The organism is Halostagnicola sp. A56 (assembly GCF_000691505.1).
GTDB lineage: Archaea > Halobacteriota > Halobacteria > Halobacteriales > Natrialbaceae > Halostagnicola.
The window spans coordinates 279,087-295,047 of sequence record NZ_JMIP02000014.1 but is presented as its reverse complement, the minus strand read 5'-3'; the positions used below and the strand labels follow the sequence as shown (position 1 = coordinate 295,047).

15 protein-coding genes and 1 pseudogene are annotated in these 15,961 nt (G+C 61.2%); 10 read left to right on the top strand and 6 right to left on the bottom strand.

Features of this window, described 5'->3' with window-relative positions; genetic code table 11:
- Positions 1-88 precede the first annotated feature (88 nt).
- Complete coding sequence (locus EL22_RS03320) at positions 89-2,065, bottom strand: chemotaxis protein CheA (RefSeq protein WP_050050146.1); 1,977 nt, start codon at positions 2,063-2,065, stop codon at positions 89-91.
- 466 nt (positions 2,066-2,531) lie between these two features.
- Between EL22_RS03320 and EL22_RS03315 the strand changes: the two genes are divergently transcribed.
- The 3 genes from EL22_RS03315 to cheB are packed head-to-tail and all read left to right on the top strand — an operon-like array spanning position 2,532 to position 5,746.
- Positions 2,532-3,431 (top strand): ParA family protein, encoded by a 900-nt coding sequence (locus tag EL22_RS03315; RefSeq protein ID WP_050050145.1) that lies wholly within the window; start codon positions 2,532-2,534, stop codon positions 3,429-3,431.
- On the top strand, positions 3,428-4,591 hold the full coding sequence (locus EL22_RS03310; protein ID WP_050050144.1) for a chemotaxis protein CheW: 1,164 nt from the start codon (positions 3,428-3,430) through the stop codon (positions 4,589-4,591). The genes EL22_RS03315 and EL22_RS03310 overlap by 4 nt, the downstream gene beginning before the upstream one ends.
- Before the next feature lie 24 nt (positions 4,592-4,615).
- Entirely contained in the window at positions 4,616-5,746 is a 1,131-nt protein-coding gene (gene cheB, locus EL22_RS03305; protein ID WP_050050143.1) for a chemotaxis-specific protein-glutamate methyltransferase CheB, read from the top strand.
- A gap of 122 nt (positions 5,747-5,868) precedes the next feature.
- Here cheB and EL22_RS03300 read toward each other — a convergent pair whose 3' ends face one another.
- Positions 5,869-6,333 (bottom strand): chemotaxis protein CheW, encoded by a 465-nt coding sequence (locus EL22_RS03300; protein WP_082146645.1) that lies wholly within the window; start codon positions 6,331-6,333, stop codon positions 5,869-5,871.
- A gap of 305 nt (positions 6,334-6,638) precedes the next feature.
- Here EL22_RS03300 and EL22_RS03295 point away from each other — a divergent pair, with 305 nt between their 5' ends.
- Both EL22_RS03295 and EL22_RS03290 read left to right on the top strand, forming a co-directional pair.
- Complete coding sequence (locus EL22_RS03295) at positions 6,639-7,364, top strand: chemotaxis protein CheD (protein WP_082146644.1); 726 nt, start codon at positions 6,639-6,641, stop codon at positions 7,362-7,364.
- 377 nt (positions 7,365-7,741) lie between these two features.
- On the top strand, positions 7,742-8,551 hold the full coding sequence (locus tag EL22_RS03290) for an MOSC domain-containing protein (RefSeq protein ID WP_050050141.1): 810 nt from the start codon (positions 7,742-7,744) through the stop codon (positions 8,549-8,551).
- Between the two features lie 60 nt (positions 8,552-8,611).
- On the opposite strand, the gene EL22_RS03285 is transcribed toward EL22_RS03290, so the two are convergent.
- The gene (locus EL22_RS03285; protein ID WP_050050140.1) at positions 8,612-9,076 is read right to left on the bottom strand and encodes a hypothetical protein; all 465 of its coding nucleotides are present in this window, start codon (positions 9,074-9,076) and stop codon (positions 8,612-8,614) included.
- 87 nt (positions 9,077-9,163) lie between these two features.
- On the opposite strand from EL22_RS03285, the gene EL22_RS03280 reads away from it, so the two are divergent.
- A complete protein-coding gene (locus EL22_RS03280; protein ID WP_050050139.1) occupies positions 9,164-9,949 on the top strand; it encodes an HAD-IIA family hydrolase in 786 nt (261 codons plus the stop codon).
- A 129-nt stretch (positions 9,950-10,078) separates the two neighbouring features.
- Here EL22_RS03280 and EL22_RS03275 read toward each other — a convergent pair whose 3' ends face one another.
- Positions 10,079-10,522 (bottom strand): acyl-CoA thioesterase, encoded by a 444-nt coding sequence (locus EL22_RS03275; RefSeq protein WP_050050138.1) that lies wholly within the window; start codon positions 10,520-10,522, stop codon positions 10,079-10,081.
- 109 nt (positions 10,523-10,631) lie between these two features.
- Between EL22_RS03275 and EL22_RS03270 the strand changes: the two genes are divergently transcribed.
- The 3 genes from EL22_RS03270 (at position 10,632) to purM (ending at position 14,193) form a co-directional block, all read left to right on the top strand.
- Positions 10,632-12,404, top strand: a complete 1,773-nt coding sequence (locus tag EL22_RS03270) for a TraB/GumN family protein (RefSeq protein ID WP_050050137.1) — start codon at positions 10,632-10,634, stop codon at positions 12,402-12,404.
- Positions 12,405-12,462: 58 nt separating this feature from the next.
- Positions 12,463-13,086, top strand: coding sequence for a Zn-dependent protease (locus EL22_RS03265; RefSeq protein WP_050050136.1), 624 nt, complete (start codon positions 12,463-12,465; stop codon positions 13,084-13,086).
- Between the two features lie 105 nt (positions 13,087-13,191).
- Positions 13,192-14,193, top strand: coding sequence for a phosphoribosylformylglycinamidine cyclo-ligase (gene purM / locus EL22_RS03260; protein ID WP_050050135.1), 1,002 nt, complete (start codon positions 13,192-13,194; stop codon positions 14,191-14,193).
- A 103-nt stretch (positions 14,194-14,296) separates the two neighbouring features.
- On the opposite strand, the pseudogene EL22_RS03255 reads toward purM, so the two are convergent.
- Positions 14,297-14,796: pseudogene (locus tag EL22_RS03255) on the bottom strand (macro domain-containing protein); the annotation flags it as partial.
- 117 nt (positions 14,797-14,913) lie between these two features.
- Between EL22_RS03255 and EL22_RS17850 the strand changes: the two are divergent.
- Positions 14,914-15,081 carry a hypothetical protein gene (locus EL22_RS17850; protein ID WP_169732117.1) on the top strand — a complete coding sequence of 56 codons (168 nt, stop codon included), beginning with the start codon at positions 14,914-14,916 and terminating at the stop codon, positions 15,079-15,081.
- Positions 15,082-15,244: 163 nt separating this feature from the next.
- Here the strand turns inward: EL22_RS17850 and dpsA are convergent, their stop codons facing one another.
- Positions 15,245-15,790 carry a DNA starvation/stationary phase protection protein DpsA gene (dpsA, locus tag EL22_RS03250; RefSeq protein WP_050050134.1) on the bottom strand — a complete coding sequence of 182 codons (546 nt, stop codon included), beginning with the start codon at positions 15,788-15,790 and terminating at the stop codon, positions 15,245-15,247.
- Between the last annotated feature and the right edge of the window lie 171 nt (positions 15,791-15,961).

Genomic DNA, 15,961 nt, shown 5'->3' with positions numbered 1-15,961 from the left:
GGTCTCGAGACCGCTGAAAGTTACATGGCCCGATGGGAGTCCGCTCGAGACGGTACAGCGAGACGATCGAACGCAACGCTCGAGACGGTTACAGCGATTCGACGTCGAGGATCATCACCACGTCGCCTTCGCCGAGGACGGACGCGCCGCTGATTCCCTCGGTGGAGCTGAGCGAGCCGTGAAACGGCTTGATGACGACCTCCTCCTGACCGTTCATCCCGTTGCACCGCATCGCGACTTTTCGAATGTCGTCTTTGACCCGAACGATCAGATCGTCGTCTTCCTGTTGGGAGTTCGGAACCGACAACGACTCGCCGAGATCGATGATCGGGTACGTCTTCGAGTCGTGACTGAGAATCTTCGAATCGTCGATCGACTGAACGTCCAAATCCGAGATCACCGAGATGTCGTCGACGTTCTTGATCGGAATGCCGTATGCCTCCTCACCGATCTCGACGAACAACACCCGTTCGATCGCGACGCTCACGGGGAGAGTCAACGTAACGCACGTTCCCTCTCCGGGTTCGCTCTCGACGTCGATGTCACCGTCGACACTCTGGACGACGCGATTGACGACGTCCATTCCCACGCCGCGACCGCTGATATCCGTCACCTCGTCGTTCGTCGAGAAGCCGGGGTGGAAGATCAGTTCGTAGACCGCAGAGCGCTCGAGGGACTGGATTTTCGCAGGGGACATGACGTCCTTCTCGATCGCCTTCTTCCGAATCCGTTCCGGATCGAGGCCCGCGCCGTCGTCTTCGATAGCGAGCGTTACCGTATCTCGCTCGCGCGTACCCCGAAGTTCGATGGTACCACCGCGGGGTTTTCCCTTCGCTTCGCGGACGTCCGGATCTTCGATCCCGTGATCGATCGCGTTCCGAATGAGGTGGACGAGCGGGTCGCGCATCTCGTTTAAGATCGACCGGTCCATCTCGATGTCGACGCCGGTCATCTCGAAGGTAATCTCCTTGCCCTGATCCTGTGCGATGTCCCGGACGAGTCGCGGGAAGTGACCGGCGATCGTCCGAACTGGGACCAGCCGCATCTCGAGGACGGTGTCCTGAATCCTGGAGGTGATCTTGTCGTGTTCGCTGAGTTCCTTTTCGACCTCCGAAACGCCCAGCTCTTCGATGGTGTTTCGAAGCTTGATTCGACTCGTCACCATCTCCTCGACCTGGTTGTACAGCTCGTCGATGGTCGTCACGTCGACGCGGATCGACTCGATCTCCGTCCCGTGGTTGTCGAGCACTGACTCGCCGCCGCTGTCCTCTGGCGAACCGCCGTCTTCGTCACCTTCTTCGCCCGTAAGTCCTCGTTTCACCGCGTCGGTTACGTCGGTCACCCCGACCGATTCGAGGTATCGGTGGTCGTCGTACTCCTCGAAAATCTTGTCCGCATCCGCACTCGAGTCCGGCGTGACGTACAGTTCGAACCCGTCCTCGAACTCGCCGGATTCGATGTCGGTTATGGCCGGCACTCCCGCATGAACAGTGTAACCGTCCTGAATGTCCCCGAGTACGAACATCGCATCGACCAGGTTCGATTCGCCGTCGCCGATCGAGAGATCGAGGTGAAAGACCGATTCAGCGCTGGCTGCCTCCGTCTCGGCGAGGGTGTCGAACGGGACATCGACCGATTCGTCGGTCGAGTCGTCACCGTCGCCCGGCGGGGCGGCGACTTCCTCGCCGTCGCTGCCGTCGATCTCCGCTCTGAGCTGTGCGACCGTCGCGCTCGGATCGAGTTGCACCTCTCCCGACTCGTCGATCTGCGTGACCATCTTATCGAGCGAATCGACCGCTTCGAACAGCAGATTCATCCGGTCGTTGGTCACCGCCATGTTCCCCTCTCGGACCTCATCCAGTAAGTCCTCGAGCGCGTGTGCGAGGTCTGATGGCGCTTCGAACCCCATCGCGCCGAAGTTCCCCTTGAGGTTGTGACTTACCCGAAAGACCGCGTCGATTGCCTCGGCGTCGGTCGGATTGTCCTCGAGAGCCAGCAACGAATTGTTGAGCTGGAGAAGGTCGTCCTGGCTTTCCCGAATGAATGTATCAAAAACGTCACTCATACCTTGATACGTAGTACGTCGAACACCAACGGTTTAGGCTTACTGGCTGAATTATCAGATTTGAATAGTATTCTTGAACTGCCGTTATCGGTCGTTAGAAGGGACGAAACCGCCGTATATAGGCTGAGTTGGATAGTCATCCGAGCGGTGACCCATCAGTAGGTTGGAACACCAGGTAACCAACCGGTCGTCACAGTTGCGTCTCCGCCCGTCCGAGGTTCAAGCCCGTCGAGCGGTCCAATCAAAACAAGCCTGATCGCTGCAGAACGGGGCTCTCGAGGCCGCTTTTCGACCGACTGGAGGAGAGGGGCCAGAACAGTTATCCGGGTCGCGTTTGTCAGTTCTCGTGTAACAGCACACGAACTTCGCAGATCTTTGCAGAACGACCGAACAGCAATCGAGGGAGTCGGTGTATGACGAACCACGAAACGAGTACGATTCAAGCACACGATCAGATGGGGAAAGAATGACAGCGCCGGACGAGACGCCGGAAGTGATCGCCGTGTCACTCCAGAAGGGCGGAACCGGCAAAACGTTTACCGCGATGAACCTCGCTGGGGGCCTTGCAGCCCGCGGGTTCGAGGTACTGCTGGTCGATTTCGATCCGCAGGGAACGCTGAGTGCCAATCTCGGCAAGCGCGAGCAGTATTTCGACCTCGACACGCTCTCGCTGGACGAAGTACTACTCGATCCATCGAAATGGGATCGAGTGACAGAGCTGATCGAGACCGACCACGAGGAGTTCGATCTCGTCCCCGCGAACCAATCGTACAACGGGAACAAGACGCCCCTCGACGCCGCTGACGCCGGCGGGAACCGATTCGGACGGCTCTTAGAGCACCTCGAAGGCGAGTACCACTATGTCGTCTGTGATTGCCCGCCCGACTTCTCGCCGTACGCGAAGAACGCGGTAACCGCCGGCGAGAATATCGTCATCCCGATGATCCCGGAGATGGAGATGCCCCACTCGGTCGACTTGCTGTTCGACCAGTACGACGTCCTCGAGATGATGCACGAACTCGACATCTCCTATCTCGCCTCGGTGATGACAGTCGACTCGACGAAGATGACGAGCGAGCACCAGCGGATCGTCTCCTGGTTCGAGGACACGTTCGGCGAGAAAGGCGTTGTAACCGACCACCGGGCGGCCTTCGCAAGGGCCAAGAAGAACCAGCGGTCGGTCTACGCCTACGAGGAATCGCTCGCGAACGCGGAACTCGAGACCTACGATAGGCTCGTCGAACTCGTCATGGCACAGACCGAGCCGCCGACGTTCGGAATCGACGTCGAGGCGGCGACACAACTGTCGCTCGACGGTATTCGCCGTCGGCGAGAGCAGAACCGAGAGCAGGAGGTAAACGCATGAGCGATGATACACCCGACCCAGACGACCAGTTCGAAGACCAGCTATCGGACGTTGGCTCTCGAACGCGCGAGAAGTTTTCGGCGGAAGAACGGAAGAAAGCGGAAAAGCTCGGCGTCTCCCCGGGCGAGTCGGTCGAGTCGGCAGACGACGTGGCAGACGCCGATACCACCGACGCCGGTAGTGCCACAACGGATACCGGTGCCGACGCCGGTAGTGCCACAGCGGATACCGGTGCCGACGCTGGTAGTGCCACAACGGATACCGGTGCAGCCGCAGATGACGACGGAGACGATGTCGACGCCAGTACCGAGAGAGACGATACTGACGCCGATGTCGAGAGTACCAGTGACGACAACCGGCCGTCCGGTGGCGCGGGTACTGACGTTCCCCCCAAAGGGGGAGACGCCACCACTCCCGCCCCGGACGACCGAACCCAACCGTCAGCGCCCGAAACCGAATCGACCGGCTCCGGAACGGGGACGGTATACGAATACAACGACATGAATTCGAAACTCGAGCACGGGCGAGACCCGTCCGTCGACGACCAGCGACCGACGACCGAGGCGAACACAGAGCAGTCGAACGGAGCGATAGCCGGCTTCGGCGGCGTGACGACCGGCGAGCGGATGGCGGTCACGAAGACGGAGGTCGACTTCGTCACGGGAGACGAAGCACAAACGAACGAAGTCGAGCAAACGAAACTGCTGTATTTCGAGCTCAACGACGAACTGTTCGCCGCCCCCCTTGAGAGCATCAGTTCCGTCGAGGAACTCTCAGGGCTGACCCGGTACCCGCGGTCGCCGGAACCGATCGACGGCGTAACCGACATGCGGGGCAAGATCATCGCGGTCTTGAACCCGAAGGTGATCGTCGACCTCTCGAACGCGAGCCACCAAAACGGTGCCGGCGGGGACTACATAATCGTCCAGGACGAGGTTGAGGACGAACACCGGATCGGGGTACGCGTCGACGACATCAGCCACGTCGAATCCGCGAGCGAGGAGTCGATCACGCCGATATACGACATCACCGAGATGGACCTGGTCACGATCGACGAGTCCTACCTCGAGGGCATCATCCACGGCTATCGGGCCGACGAGCAGGCCCAGGTGCCGCTGGTGGATTTCACGGCGCTCATGGAAACACTGAAAGAGTATTAGTACTGGATCCCAGAACGTTCGTACATGGTTACCGTTGGCATCGTCGACGACTCCGCGTTCATGCGGAACATTCTCACAGAAATTCTCGAGCAGCGCGGACACGACGTCGTCGGAGAAGCCAGCGATGGCGAATCCGCGGTCGAACTCGTTGAAAGCACGGATGTCGAGGTTATTACGATGGATATCTCGATGCCGGGGCAGGGGGGCCACTGGGCCGTTGACAGGATCATGGAGCGACACCCGGTCCCGATCGTCGTCTTGAGTGCACACGTCCACGAGGACGCCGAGGAGGCACTCGAGTTGATGGAACGTGGCGTCGTCGACATCATCAGAAAACCCGGTGGCAAAGAGCGATCAGTTTCGCTCTGGGATCGCGCCGACGAGGTCGTCGAGCGTATCGCCGGGGCGTCACAGTCGAGTGCCCGGCCGGGGTCGATGGCCAACTCGACGGCGGGATCCGCCACTCGAGGGACCGGGGCCGGAACCGGGCGATTGGCGGAATCGAAAGCGTCGAGCAGCGAGTCGTCACGGGCGGGATCCGTCTCGGCGGACGCACCCGAGTCGTCGAAGACGACGACGCTACTCGTCGGCTCCTCGACCGGCGGTCCGAAAACCGTCGAGACGTTGCTCGCGAACCTCCCGGCGAGTCTCGATCTTCGGGTCATCGTCGTCCAGCACATGACCGACGCCCTGACCGGCTCGTTCGCCGAGCGTCTCGACGCGGCGACGGATCTCGAGTTTCGCGAGGCGGGCCCCAACGAGACCGTACGCGGCGGAGAGGGCGTTCTCGCGAAGGGCGGGTATCACCTCGAGGTAACCGGCTACCGGCGCGGCCGGATCGACATCGACCTCTCGAAAGCGCCCAAAATAAACAACGTCAGGCCGGCCGTCGATGCGACGATGCGAACCGCCGCGGACGTCATCGACGATCACATGATCGGGGTGATTCTGACCGGCATGGGCGAGGACGGTGCGATCGGAATCAAGGCGGTCGCCGATGCGGGCGGTCGAACGATCGCCCAGGACGAAGCGACCTCGCGAATCTTCGGGATGCCGAAGGCCGCGATCGAAACCGGGTCGATCGAACAGGTCCTGGCGATCGACGACATCCCGGAGGCGATCGTCAGCCTCTGTACCGACGAGCGTAGCGACTAATCGGAGTTTTCGATCGTTCGCTATCGACACGACAGATAGAAGTTGCCTGTTCGGCCGTGAGTCGTCAATTCGGTTGTGAGTCCCCAGTCCGGTCGTGAGCTGTCAATTCGACCGTGAGAGTCTTAGATGCGCATCCGCGCCGGATCGAGCCAGATGACGAAATCGTCGCCTTGCCGAATAACGCCTTCGACGCCCGGCTCGTCACCACCGGCTTCGACCTCGCTCGGGGGAAACGAGTGGACCCCGCGGACGCCGTCGACGAGCCAGCCGAGCCGGCTATCCGCGCCGTCTTTTCGCTTGAAGACGATGAGTTTCTCGTCGGTGTACTCCTCGCCGACCTCGAGCAACCGCTTGAGGTTTATCACCTTCACAGCCTCCTCACGGAGGTTGAGAACGCCCTCGATGTGGGCCGGCGTGCTCGGCAGGTTGGTCAACTCGCCGCAGTTTACGATCTCTGCGATGTAGCCTATCTCGACGCAGAACCCGTCAGTATCGAGTTCGAACTCCAGTACGTCTACTGCATCCCGCTCGTTCGTCTCCTCGATACCCTCGTCGACGGCTCCCTGCTCGTACTCTTTTGCTGCCATACGTTGAATTCGCCCCCGATCCCAACCGGTGTTGAAATCGTCTTCGTACCGAACCGTTTCCCGGACACGTACTTAATTCTCGCGGCCACGAACGTTCAATTATCTGATATTACGGCCGGCTCGGAGGCTACTACCCCGCCAGCCTGGCAGCCAGTATCCAACTGATTCGACGGCCGCGAGGACGACGTGCAAACAGCGGACAGTGGCACATATGTCAGGTTATCGGCCAGATCCCTTTTGCCACCCGGATCCACTACTGTACTACTAGCGGCCCGTTCTGGACCAGATTCGGGACCGAAATTCAAATGACTGACGATAGTGTCGCTCGAGCAGGTGAATTCGAATCGCGTGAGACGAAGCCCCCTCGAACGGATATGGATACGGTTCGATCCCAACTGACAACCGGGTCCGCTTCGACGCCGTTTCACTCGAAGACGCCATCGTCCGACTCGATCAGTTCTCGATCGGACGATCCGGTGACCGTTCACCAGGCTGCACGAGTCGAATCACCGACCGTAGTTCCGGGACCGGCCGACGACCTCGAGGAGTCGGCGTTCAAAGTCGGAATCGCCGAGTACGCCCTCACCGGTCGCAACGAGTACCAGACGCTTCGCTCGAGCGGGTTCGGATCCTGCATCGGGGTCGTGTTACACGACGAGTCCGCAGCCGTCACCGGGCTGTTGCACTTCATGCTGCCGTCGATCGGGCGCATTTCGAACCCAGGTCCGAACCCCGCAAAGTTCGGCGACGCCGGGATCGAGGCGATGATCGATTCGTTCACGGCACTCGGTGGATCCGTCTCGCGAACGACGGCCAAACTCGCTGGCGGCGCGACGATGATGAACTTCGAAAACGACGGCGATTCGATCGGCGAACAGAACGCGATCGCGGCACGCACGGCCCTCGAATCCCGCGGTATCCCGATCACCGGAACGGATACCGGCGGTTCGATCGGCCGATCGATAATAGTCGACTCACAGACCGCTTCGGTGTCTATTCAACGATCTGATAGTACCGAACAGGTCATCTAAGTCGGGTGTTTTCGGCTCGGAACGTGATCCCTCGAGCGACACGCTCATACATGATAGTACTCAAATATATCTATTTTTATGATGTTCACTATTCTTTGAATTATTTTATTTTTTGCTGGTTACTTCCCTGTCGTTTATTGTGTGGCCGTTCCTCGGCTTCAGTAGTCGTGGACGACAGCCGATCCTGAAACGGCCCGGATACGGTTTCCGATACAAAGGGTAATTAATCTGTTTGGTTTGAGATTTAACTCGGGTCGGAGATAAGATATTTCGAGATCAGCATCCCGTTCGAGACGCCCGGAAAACCGACGGCGTCACTCGAGCAAAAAACCATGATATAGGTACTGCTTTCAGCGGTGATCCCGTTAGAACAGCCAATGGCTCGCCTCGAGAGAATACACGTCTACCCCGTCAAATCGCTGGACGGAACGACGGTTGAAACGACGTCGATTCGCGACCGCGGCGGGACCGAGTGGGACCGTCGGTACGCGATCGTCGACGAAGACGGGACCTACGTCAACGGAAAAGGCGAGCGTGCCGTCCATCGACTGCGCGCATCGTACGATCTCGAGCGGAAGACGATCACCGTCCGGAAGCAGGGGAGTGACGACCCCTTCTCCTTTCACCTCGACGTCGACCGGGACGCCTTCGCCTCGTGGTTGACGTGTTTTTTCGGATACGAGGTCGATGTCGTCCGCGCCGACGAGGGCGGGTTTCCGGACGATACCGACGCCGCCGGACCGACAATAATCAGTTCGGGAACGCTCGAGGCAGTCGCGTCGTGGTTCGACGGCATCGACCCCGCAGAGATGCGTCGTCGTCTCCGACCGAATCTCGTTGTCGGTGAGACGGAACCGTTCTGGGAGGATCGCCTCTACGATCGGCCGGGGACGACCGTCCCCTTCGAGATCGGCTCGAGTCGGCTCGAAGGGGTCAATCCGTGTCAGCGGTGTGTCGTTCCGACGAGAGATCCCGATACCGGCGAACCGACCGACGGGTTCCGCGAACGGTTCGTCGACCGGCGCGAGGCGACCCTCCCGGAGTGGGCGAACCCGGCCTGGTTCGATCACTACTACCGACTGATGGTCAACACGCGGGTCCCCGAGCGCGTCTGGGGCGACCGTTTGACCGTCGGAGACCCGGTCGTGGTCGAACCCCATCGAGAATCGTCCGCGACCTTGCGCTAACAACGCCGGCGATCCCGCTCGAAAACAGTCGAAAGCAATCTCGGTCGGCGACGACACGCCTCAATCGAAGTCGGGAAGGTCCTCCGGCGGTTCGTACTGGGCTTCCCAGTCGATGTACTCCTCTTTGAGCAGGACCGAGACGAGCTGTCCGAACTCGGTCAATTCCGCGTTGATCGACGAGACGGTTCCCCACGACTCGAGATCCGGGTGGTACTCTCGAGCCTGCCAGTCCTCGGGGATCCCCGGCGCGTGGTAGCCGACCCGGTCCGCGAAGTCGTCCCAGAAGAAGTCGAACCCGGCGAAGAGATCGAGGTCACGGGCGATCTCGAACTCCCGTCGCTCGAGATCCGTGTCCGTGAGCCACTCCTCGAACGCTTCCTCCCACGCTCCGTCCTCGAGAAACCCCTGTAGCTCTTCGCGGCGATAATCGACCTCGTCCCCGCCGCTGATCGTCGCGTCGTCGTACTCGTTCGGATCGACGAACGACAGTTCGGGCGGATTCGGGGGCTCGACCTCAAGTCCCATAGAGCGGCCTACGCGCCGTCCCCGGATAAGAATTCCCTCCGCGAGCGAACCCGAACGCTCAACCTTCCGCCGGCCGTTGACCGGACAATGACCGGGTTCGAGGCCGCGATTCTCGATGTCGACGGAACGATCCTGCGCGGCGAGCGGGTGATTCCCGGCGCGGTCGACGCGCTGACGACGCTCGAGACGGCCGGAATAGACACGGTACTGTTCTCGAACAACCCCACGCGAGGGGCGTCCCATTACGAGGCGAAACTCGGCAGTCACGGGATCGATATCTCCGCTGATGCCGTGCTCACGTCCGCCGTCGTCACCGCCGAATTTCTTCGGGCGAACCACCCGGACGAGCCGATCTTCCTGGTCGGCGACGATCGGCTGGAAACGCTCCTCGAGGAGTCCGACCTCTCGGTAACTACCGATCCAGGCGAGAGCGGCGTGGTCCTCGGCTCGTTCGACCGGGAGTTCTCGTACGGTACGATCTGGGAGTCGCTGCGGGCGCTCGAGGGATCGACCCCCTTCTACGGAACCGACCCGGACGCGACGATTCCGACGGAGGGCGGTGACATTCCGGGATCGGGATCGATCCTGGCGGCGATGGAAGCGGTGGCGGGCCGCGAGCCGGATGCGATTCTTGGCAAACCCTCCGCGGTCGCGGTCGAGGCCGCGATGGGGCGACTCGAGACACCACCCGAACGAACGCTCGTCGTTGGCGATCGACTCGATACCGACATCGAACTGGGAGAACGAGCCGGAATGGCGACCGCCGTCGTCCTCACGGGGATCACCGATCGAAGCGATATCGAGCGCGCCGCCGTCGACCCGGATTACGTCCTCGAATCGATCGGCGAACTCGAAGAGCTGATCGAGGACTAGCTCGTGAGACCGTCCTCGAGTCGTTCGGCGAACCGTTCTCGAGTCGTTTGACGAACTATTTCGAGAACCGTCTCGAGCACGGATACCCGCCCGAAATCACAATCTAGTATTTCCCGACCATCAGAGCCATTAGCGGCTGTTCTCGCCCGTACGCGCTTCGCGTCGCAGCCGCTCGCCCTCCTCGGTGCTGACGGTGAGTCCGGGGACGCTCGTCGGCCGTTCGTCCTCGTCGATGGCGACGTACACGAAGTACGACTCCGTCGTCCGTTCGCGCTCGTGAGTCCGGAGATCCTCGCGCTCGGTGACGATTCGAACCTTCACGCTCGAGTCGCCCACGTCGTAGACGTAGGCGGTGATAAACGCGGTATCGCCGACCGGGATCGGCCGCTCGAAATTCATCTGATCGACGCGGGCGGTGACGCAGGCCTCGCCGGCAAAGCGCATCGCGGCCATCGCGCCGACTTCGTCCATCCACTTCATCACGTTGCCGCCGTGGGTCACGTCGAGCGCGTTCGCGTGGTGGGGCTGGACCATTTCCCGGTTTTCGACCACGGTCTCGAGGAGATCGGTCATCGCCCGGTCTTTTCCGACGAGTGCAATCAATCTCTCGACACGGCTCCGGGAACGTTGCCCGTTGACACGCTTCGATACTGGTAAAAGTCGCGCCCGAGTTGGTTCGGTAATGAGCGATGCAGGTGACGTCGATGTCCCCGACGCAGCCGACCCGCCGGACGGCGAGAGCGGATCCGTACAGGTTCTCGGGACCGCTCACGTCTCTCAGGCCAGCGTCGACGAAGTCAGAGAGACGATCCGGGACGAATCTCCCGACATGGTCGCCGTCGAACTCGACGAGGGGCGATACCGCCAGATGCAAGGCGGGACGCCCGACGACGTGCAGGCAGAAGACCTCCTCTCCGGAAACACCGTCTTTCAGTTTCTCGCGTACTGGATGCTCTCGTACGTCCAGTCTCGGCTCGGCGATCAGTTCGACATCGAACCCGGTGCGGATATGCGGGCGGCGATCGAGTCGGCCGAGGCGAACGGTCACGGCGTCGCGCTCGTCGACCGAGACATCCAGATAACGATTCAGCGGTTCTGGGCGCGATTATCGATCATCGAGAAGTTAAAGATGGTCGGCGGGCTGGCCCTCGGCGTGACCGATCCCCGAACGATCGGAATCACCTTCGGCGCGGTCGTCGGGGCGTTTTTCGGATTCGTCTTCTCGGCGATAGTGGCCCCATTCCTGGGTCTGAACGACCTCCTGTTGCTCGGGATCACAGGAGTATCCAGCTTGCAGTACGCCGGCGCCGTCAGCGGTGGAGTCATCGTCGGCGCACTCGTGGGGTTGATCTTTCTCCCCTCGCTCGAGAACGCCGGAAGCGGAACTGGCGGTTTGCTCGACGGATTTTCCGTCCGGCTCCTGATCGGTGTCGTGCTCGGGCCCCTCGTCGCTCTCGGCATCGTCGTGACCGAGACGTTCGTCGGTCCCATCTCGGCCGGCCTGTTCGAGAACGTCGGGTCGTACTCGATCCGCGGCGGCGTCGGCATCCTCGCCGGACTCGGGATCGGGGCAATCGTCGGCGGACTCTGTGGAATCGCACTGGATGTCTTCACGACGGACGTAGAGGACGTAGACGAAATCGACATCGAGGAGATGACCGACGGCGACGTCGTCGCGGCGATGATGGAGGAGTTTCGCCGGTTCAGCCCCGGCGGCGCCGAGGCGTTGATCGACGAGCGCGACGCCTATATCGCACACAACCTCCACACACTCTCGGAGAAGGGATACGACGTTCTCGCCGTCGTCGGCGCGGGCCACAAAGCGGGTATCGAACGGTACCTCGAGGATCCGGAAACGTTGCCGCCGCTCGAGTCGATCAGCGGAACGGACTCCGGTCGTCGGTTTTCGCTCATGAAAGTGTTCGGCTATCTCGTGATGGCCGTCTTCGTCGGCTTTTTCTTCCTGTTGATTATGGCCGGCGTACAGGACGCGTTCTTGTTCCGATTGTTCGCGGCCTGGTTCCTGTTCAACGGCTTTTTCGCCTTCACGCTCGCTCGCCTCGCCGGGGCGCGCTGGGACAGTGCAGGGCTGGGCGGCGCAGTCGCCTGGCTCACCAGTATCAACCCGCTGCTCGCGCCGGGCTGGTTCGCGGGCTACGTGGAACTCAAACACCGACCGGTCAACGTCCGCGATATTCAGCTCTTGAACGAGATCATCGACGATACGGAACGGCCGCTGGGCGAAGCCGTCGAAGACATGTTCGACGTGCCGCTGTTTCGGCTCATCATGATCGTCGCGTTGACCAACATCGGGAGCCTGATCGCGACGGTCCTGTTCCCGTTCGTCGTTCTCCCGTGGATCGCCCCGGGCATCGGCGGCGTCGACGCGCTCTTCGCAGAGCTACTCCAGGGTGCAGAGAACAGTCTCGAACTAATCCGGGGGTACCTCACGTGATCTACGAGACAACCGCCGACTTCGCCTGCGAATCGCTCGTGACGAGGGTGAGCGACCGATGAGTTATCCGACGCAGTCGGGGGTACAGTTCAGTGACGAAGAACTGCTCGATCTCGCCGCCGCGTGGATCGCCTTGAGCGTCGCGTTCGCATTGCTTCTGGAACCGATTCACCGAGGCGTCGGGACGCCGACAACCTTCGTTTTGAGCGTCGCATTGAGCTTCGTAACCGTCGGCGTCGGCTTTCTCTGCCACGAACTCGCACACAAGGTCGTCGCGATCCGGTATGGACAGATCGCGGAGTTTCGCGCCGACTACCAGATGCTCTTTCTGGCCATCATGAGCGCGCTGATCGGGTTCCTCTTTGCCGCGCCCGGTGCCGTCTATCACGCCGGCCGGATAACCGAACGCGAGAACGCGATGATCGCGCTCGCGGGGCCGCTGACGAACCACGGTCTCGCGCTGTTGTTTTTCCCCTTGATGATCTTTCCAGGGATCGGCATCGTCGGTCACATGGGCGTCCTCATTAACCTCTTTCTGGCGACATTCAACATGATCCCGTTCGGCCCGCTCGACGGTAAGTCGGTCTGGAACTGGAACAAAGGCGTCTTCGCCGTCGTCTTTCTCGCGAGCGTTGCTCTGCTGGCCGGGTTCATCTTGATGTTCGGGATCGGACTCTGGTAGGTGGCTTGGCGTCACTCGCCTTCTCGAGGACTCGCGTGTAGCCGTCTCGAGTCGTCTCAGGGCCGGACCGGTGGCCTTTTAGCCGATCCGCGAGGTCTGTCAGGTATGACCGACCAGACGGACGGATCGGAGTCCGCGTCCGAGGATGGACTCACCTACGCCGAAACGGGCGTCGATATCGAGGCGAGCGAGGACGCGACCGCGGCGTTGCTCGAGGCCTTCGGGAGCGACCTGACGACGGAGTACGCCGGCCTGCTCGACATCGGTGATCGGTACCTCGCGCTGGCGACCGACGGCGTCGGTACGAAACTGCTCGTCGCCGAAGCGATCGAGGACTTCTCGACGATCGGGATCGACTGCATCGCGATGAACGTCAACGACCTCGTCGCCGCCGGTGTCGAACCGACCGGGTTCGTCGACTACCTCGCGATCGACGAACCGGACGACGAGATCACAAACGAGATCGGCGAGGGACTCGCCGTCGGCCTCGAGCAGGCCGATCTCACTCTCCTCGGGGGCGAGACCGCCGTCATGCCCGACGTCGTCACCGGATTCGATCTCGCGGGTACCTGTGTCGGACTCGCGCCGAAAGACGAACTCCTCGATGGCGAGGCCGCCGTCGGCGACGCGCTCGTCGGCTTTCCCTCGAACGGCATCCACTCGAACGGGCTCACGCTCGCACGCGAAGCCGTCACGCGAAACCACGACTACACGGAGACGTTCCCGCTCGATCCCGAGGTGACGATCGGCGAGGAACTCCTTCGACCGACTCGGATCTACACGGATTTGCTTGAGCCGATGGTCGAGGCCGACGTGCGCGCGGCGGCCCACGTGACCGGCGGCGGCTGGACCAACCTGCTTCGGATGGGCGAGAACCGGTACATCGTCGACGATCCGCTTCCCGCACAGCCGATCTTCGAGTTCGTCCAGACCGAAGGCGGCGTGACCGACGAGGAGATGCACCGGACGTTCAACATGGGCACTGGTTTCGTCGTCGCCGTCCCGTCCGAGCGAGCGGACTCGCTCGTCGAACGGACGGACGGGCAGATAATCGGACGGGTCGAAGACGGCGAGAGCGTCGAGATCCGCGGGCTGTCGCTCTCCTGAACCATCGTTTCCGGTCGAGTTCGTCCGCCTTCGTCGCGATCGCTATCGATCCGTTTCGCTTTCGGCGTGCGATTCGGTTTCCGGAGCGTCTTCGTTCGTATTCTTGCGGCCGCTTTCCTCGAGCGCGCTTCGTATCGTACTCCTCGTCGCTATACCCGATGAATCGGACGTCCTCGAGCGCGTCCGGCCGATAGCTCGCCAGTTCGTCTCCGATTATCCGCGCGCCGTCCGCGAGATCGAATCCCGCGACCCCACAGCCGAGGGCGGGGATCACGAGCGACTCGCAGGCGAGGTCGTCGGCGGCCTCGAGGCTGTTTTGGGTCGCGTTCCGAACGCTCTCTGCGGTCGCCTGCCCGTCGCCGTAGTGGGGCATCGCGGCGGCGTGGATCACGTACTCGGCGTCGAGGTCGTAGCGTCTGTGATGGCCGTGTCGCCGAGGTCGGCGGGGCCGTTGGCTTTCGCTTCTCGGTTCAGGTCTTCGCCGCCACCCCGGTGCAGCGCGCCCGCGACGCCGGAGCCCATCTCGAGGCTCGTGCCCGCAGCGTTGATCAGCGCATCGGCGGACTGGCTGGCGATATCTCCCTGAACGATGTCGAATTCCATGGGCGAGGGGCGGACGGCCAGCCGTTTGAAAGTGGGCCACGCGAATCACGGTCGAGCCGACCACGATCTTAGGCCGACCAAAACCTTTTTAGATTTAGGGTCGCCTAACTCCACGTGATGGACGCCCCCGTTCCAGAACAGGATACTGACACCGAACGCGTCGAGGCCGAATCGCCGACGGTTATCTCATCTCACGAGCCCCGACCAGGCAAGCTAGTCGTCACCGAACGAAACAACACGGACGGCTGGATCGCGAGCGATACAGCCGTCGATCTCGAGCCGTAGTTGATCGGTCGGTAGTTTCGGTCGATCGATCGATACTGTACCAATCGGGACCGACTCCCCGGAAGGCTTCACCGACTGCTGAGTTCGGTATCTCTGTCTTACGGACACGATCGGCAACAAAAAACGCTCGTAGAATCTGCGACCGTTGGTTCTTCGCAGGCGTTTAGTGGGTCGCTTCTTCTAAGACCAGCGTGTCGTCCTCGAGGTAGTGTTCGAAGTGGTGGCCGTCGTCTTCGAGTTCCACTAGGATCTCTCGGAGGATCTCGGCCGTCGCGTAGTCGCCGAGGTTCTCCGCGAGTTCGATGCTATCGCGCATCGACTCGATGATGTCACCGTACATCTCGAGGTCGTTCTCGAACATCGTTCGGATGTCATAGACGTCCTCGCCCTCGAACTCGACGGTCGCACGCTCCTCGAGGTTCGTCGGCCCCGATACCGGAACGCCGCCGAGGGCCTGTGCGCGCTCTGCCATCTCGTCTGCGCCCTCTTCTGCGTGCTCGTAGGCTTCCTCGAGGAAGACGTGGAGGTCAAGGAACTCCGCACCCTCGACGACCCAGTGGTGTTTCTTGAGCTGGTGATACAGGACGTACGCGTTCGCGAGTTCCGTGTTCAACGCGTCGACGACCTGTTCGGCTTTCTCACGGTCAAGTCGAAGCTCGTTCTCCTCGACGTGATCTGCCTGCTGTCGGACGGTCTTTTGGGTGCTCATCTCGTTTCTACATACAGGAGCATTCCACTTAAAGCTTCCCCATGGAGGAATTTTTCTTTGGGTAGCCAAAACTTATGTTGTCTATTGCCGACCGATGGTTCGGGTAACCCCCTCTCGAACGTGACTTCTCGGTTAGACAGACTGTAACGGACAGATTGCCGTTTTTTCACG

Excerpts from the sequence above, each read along its gene's own strand:
- EL22_RS03320 (WP_050050146.1), bottom strand. The coding sequence starts at position 2,065 with ATGAGTGACGTTTTTGATACATTCATTCGGGAAAGCCAGGACGACCTT.
- EL22_RS03315 (WP_050050145.1), top strand. The coding sequence starts at position 2,532 with ATGACAGCGCCGGACGAGACGCCGGAAGTGATCGCCGTGTCACTCCAG.
- EL22_RS03310 (WP_050050144.1), top strand. The coding sequence starts at position 3,428 with ATGAGCGATGATACACCCGACCCAGACGACCAGTTCGAAGACCAGCTA.
- cheB (WP_050050143.1), top strand. The coding sequence starts at position 4,616 with ATGGTTACCGTTGGCATCGTCGACGACTCCGCGTTCATGCGGAACATT.
- EL22_RS03300 (WP_082146645.1), bottom strand. The coding sequence starts at position 6,333 with ATGGCAGCAAAAGAGTACGAGCAGGGAGCCGTCGACGAGGGTATCGAG.
- EL22_RS03295 (WP_082146644.1), top strand. The coding sequence starts at position 6,639 with ATGACTGACGATAGTGTCGCTCGAGCAGGTGAATTCGAATCGCGTGAG.
- EL22_RS03290 (WP_050050141.1), top strand. The coding sequence starts at position 7,742 with ATGGCTCGCCTCGAGAGAATACACGTCTACCCCGTCAAATCGCTGGAC.
- EL22_RS03285 (WP_050050140.1), bottom strand. The coding sequence starts at position 9,076 with ATGGGACTTGAGGTCGAGCCCCCGAATCCGCCCGAACTGTCGTTCGTC.
- EL22_RS03280 (WP_050050139.1), top strand. The coding sequence starts at position 9,164 with ATGACCGGGTTCGAGGCCGCGATTCTCGATGTCGACGGAACGATCCTG.
- EL22_RS03275 (WP_050050138.1), bottom strand. The coding sequence starts at position 10,522 with ATGACCGATCTCCTCGAGACCGTGGTCGAAAACCGGGAAATGGTCCAG.
- EL22_RS03270 (WP_050050137.1), top strand. The coding sequence starts at position 10,632 with ATGAGCGATGCAGGTGACGTCGATGTCCCCGACGCAGCCGACCCGCCG.
- EL22_RS03265 (WP_050050136.1), top strand. The coding sequence starts at position 12,463 with ATGAGTTATCCGACGCAGTCGGGGGTACAGTTCAGTGACGAAGAACTG.
- purM (WP_050050135.1), top strand. The coding sequence starts at position 13,192 with ATGACCGACCAGACGGACGGATCGGAGTCCGCGTCCGAGGATGGACTC.
- EL22_RS17850 (WP_169732117.1), top strand. The coding sequence starts at position 14,914 with ATGGACGCCCCCGTTCCAGAACAGGATACTGACACCGAACGCGTCGAG.
- dpsA (WP_050050134.1), bottom strand. The coding sequence starts at position 15,790 with ATGAGCACCCAAAAGACCGTCCGACAGCAGGCAGATCACGTCGAGGAG.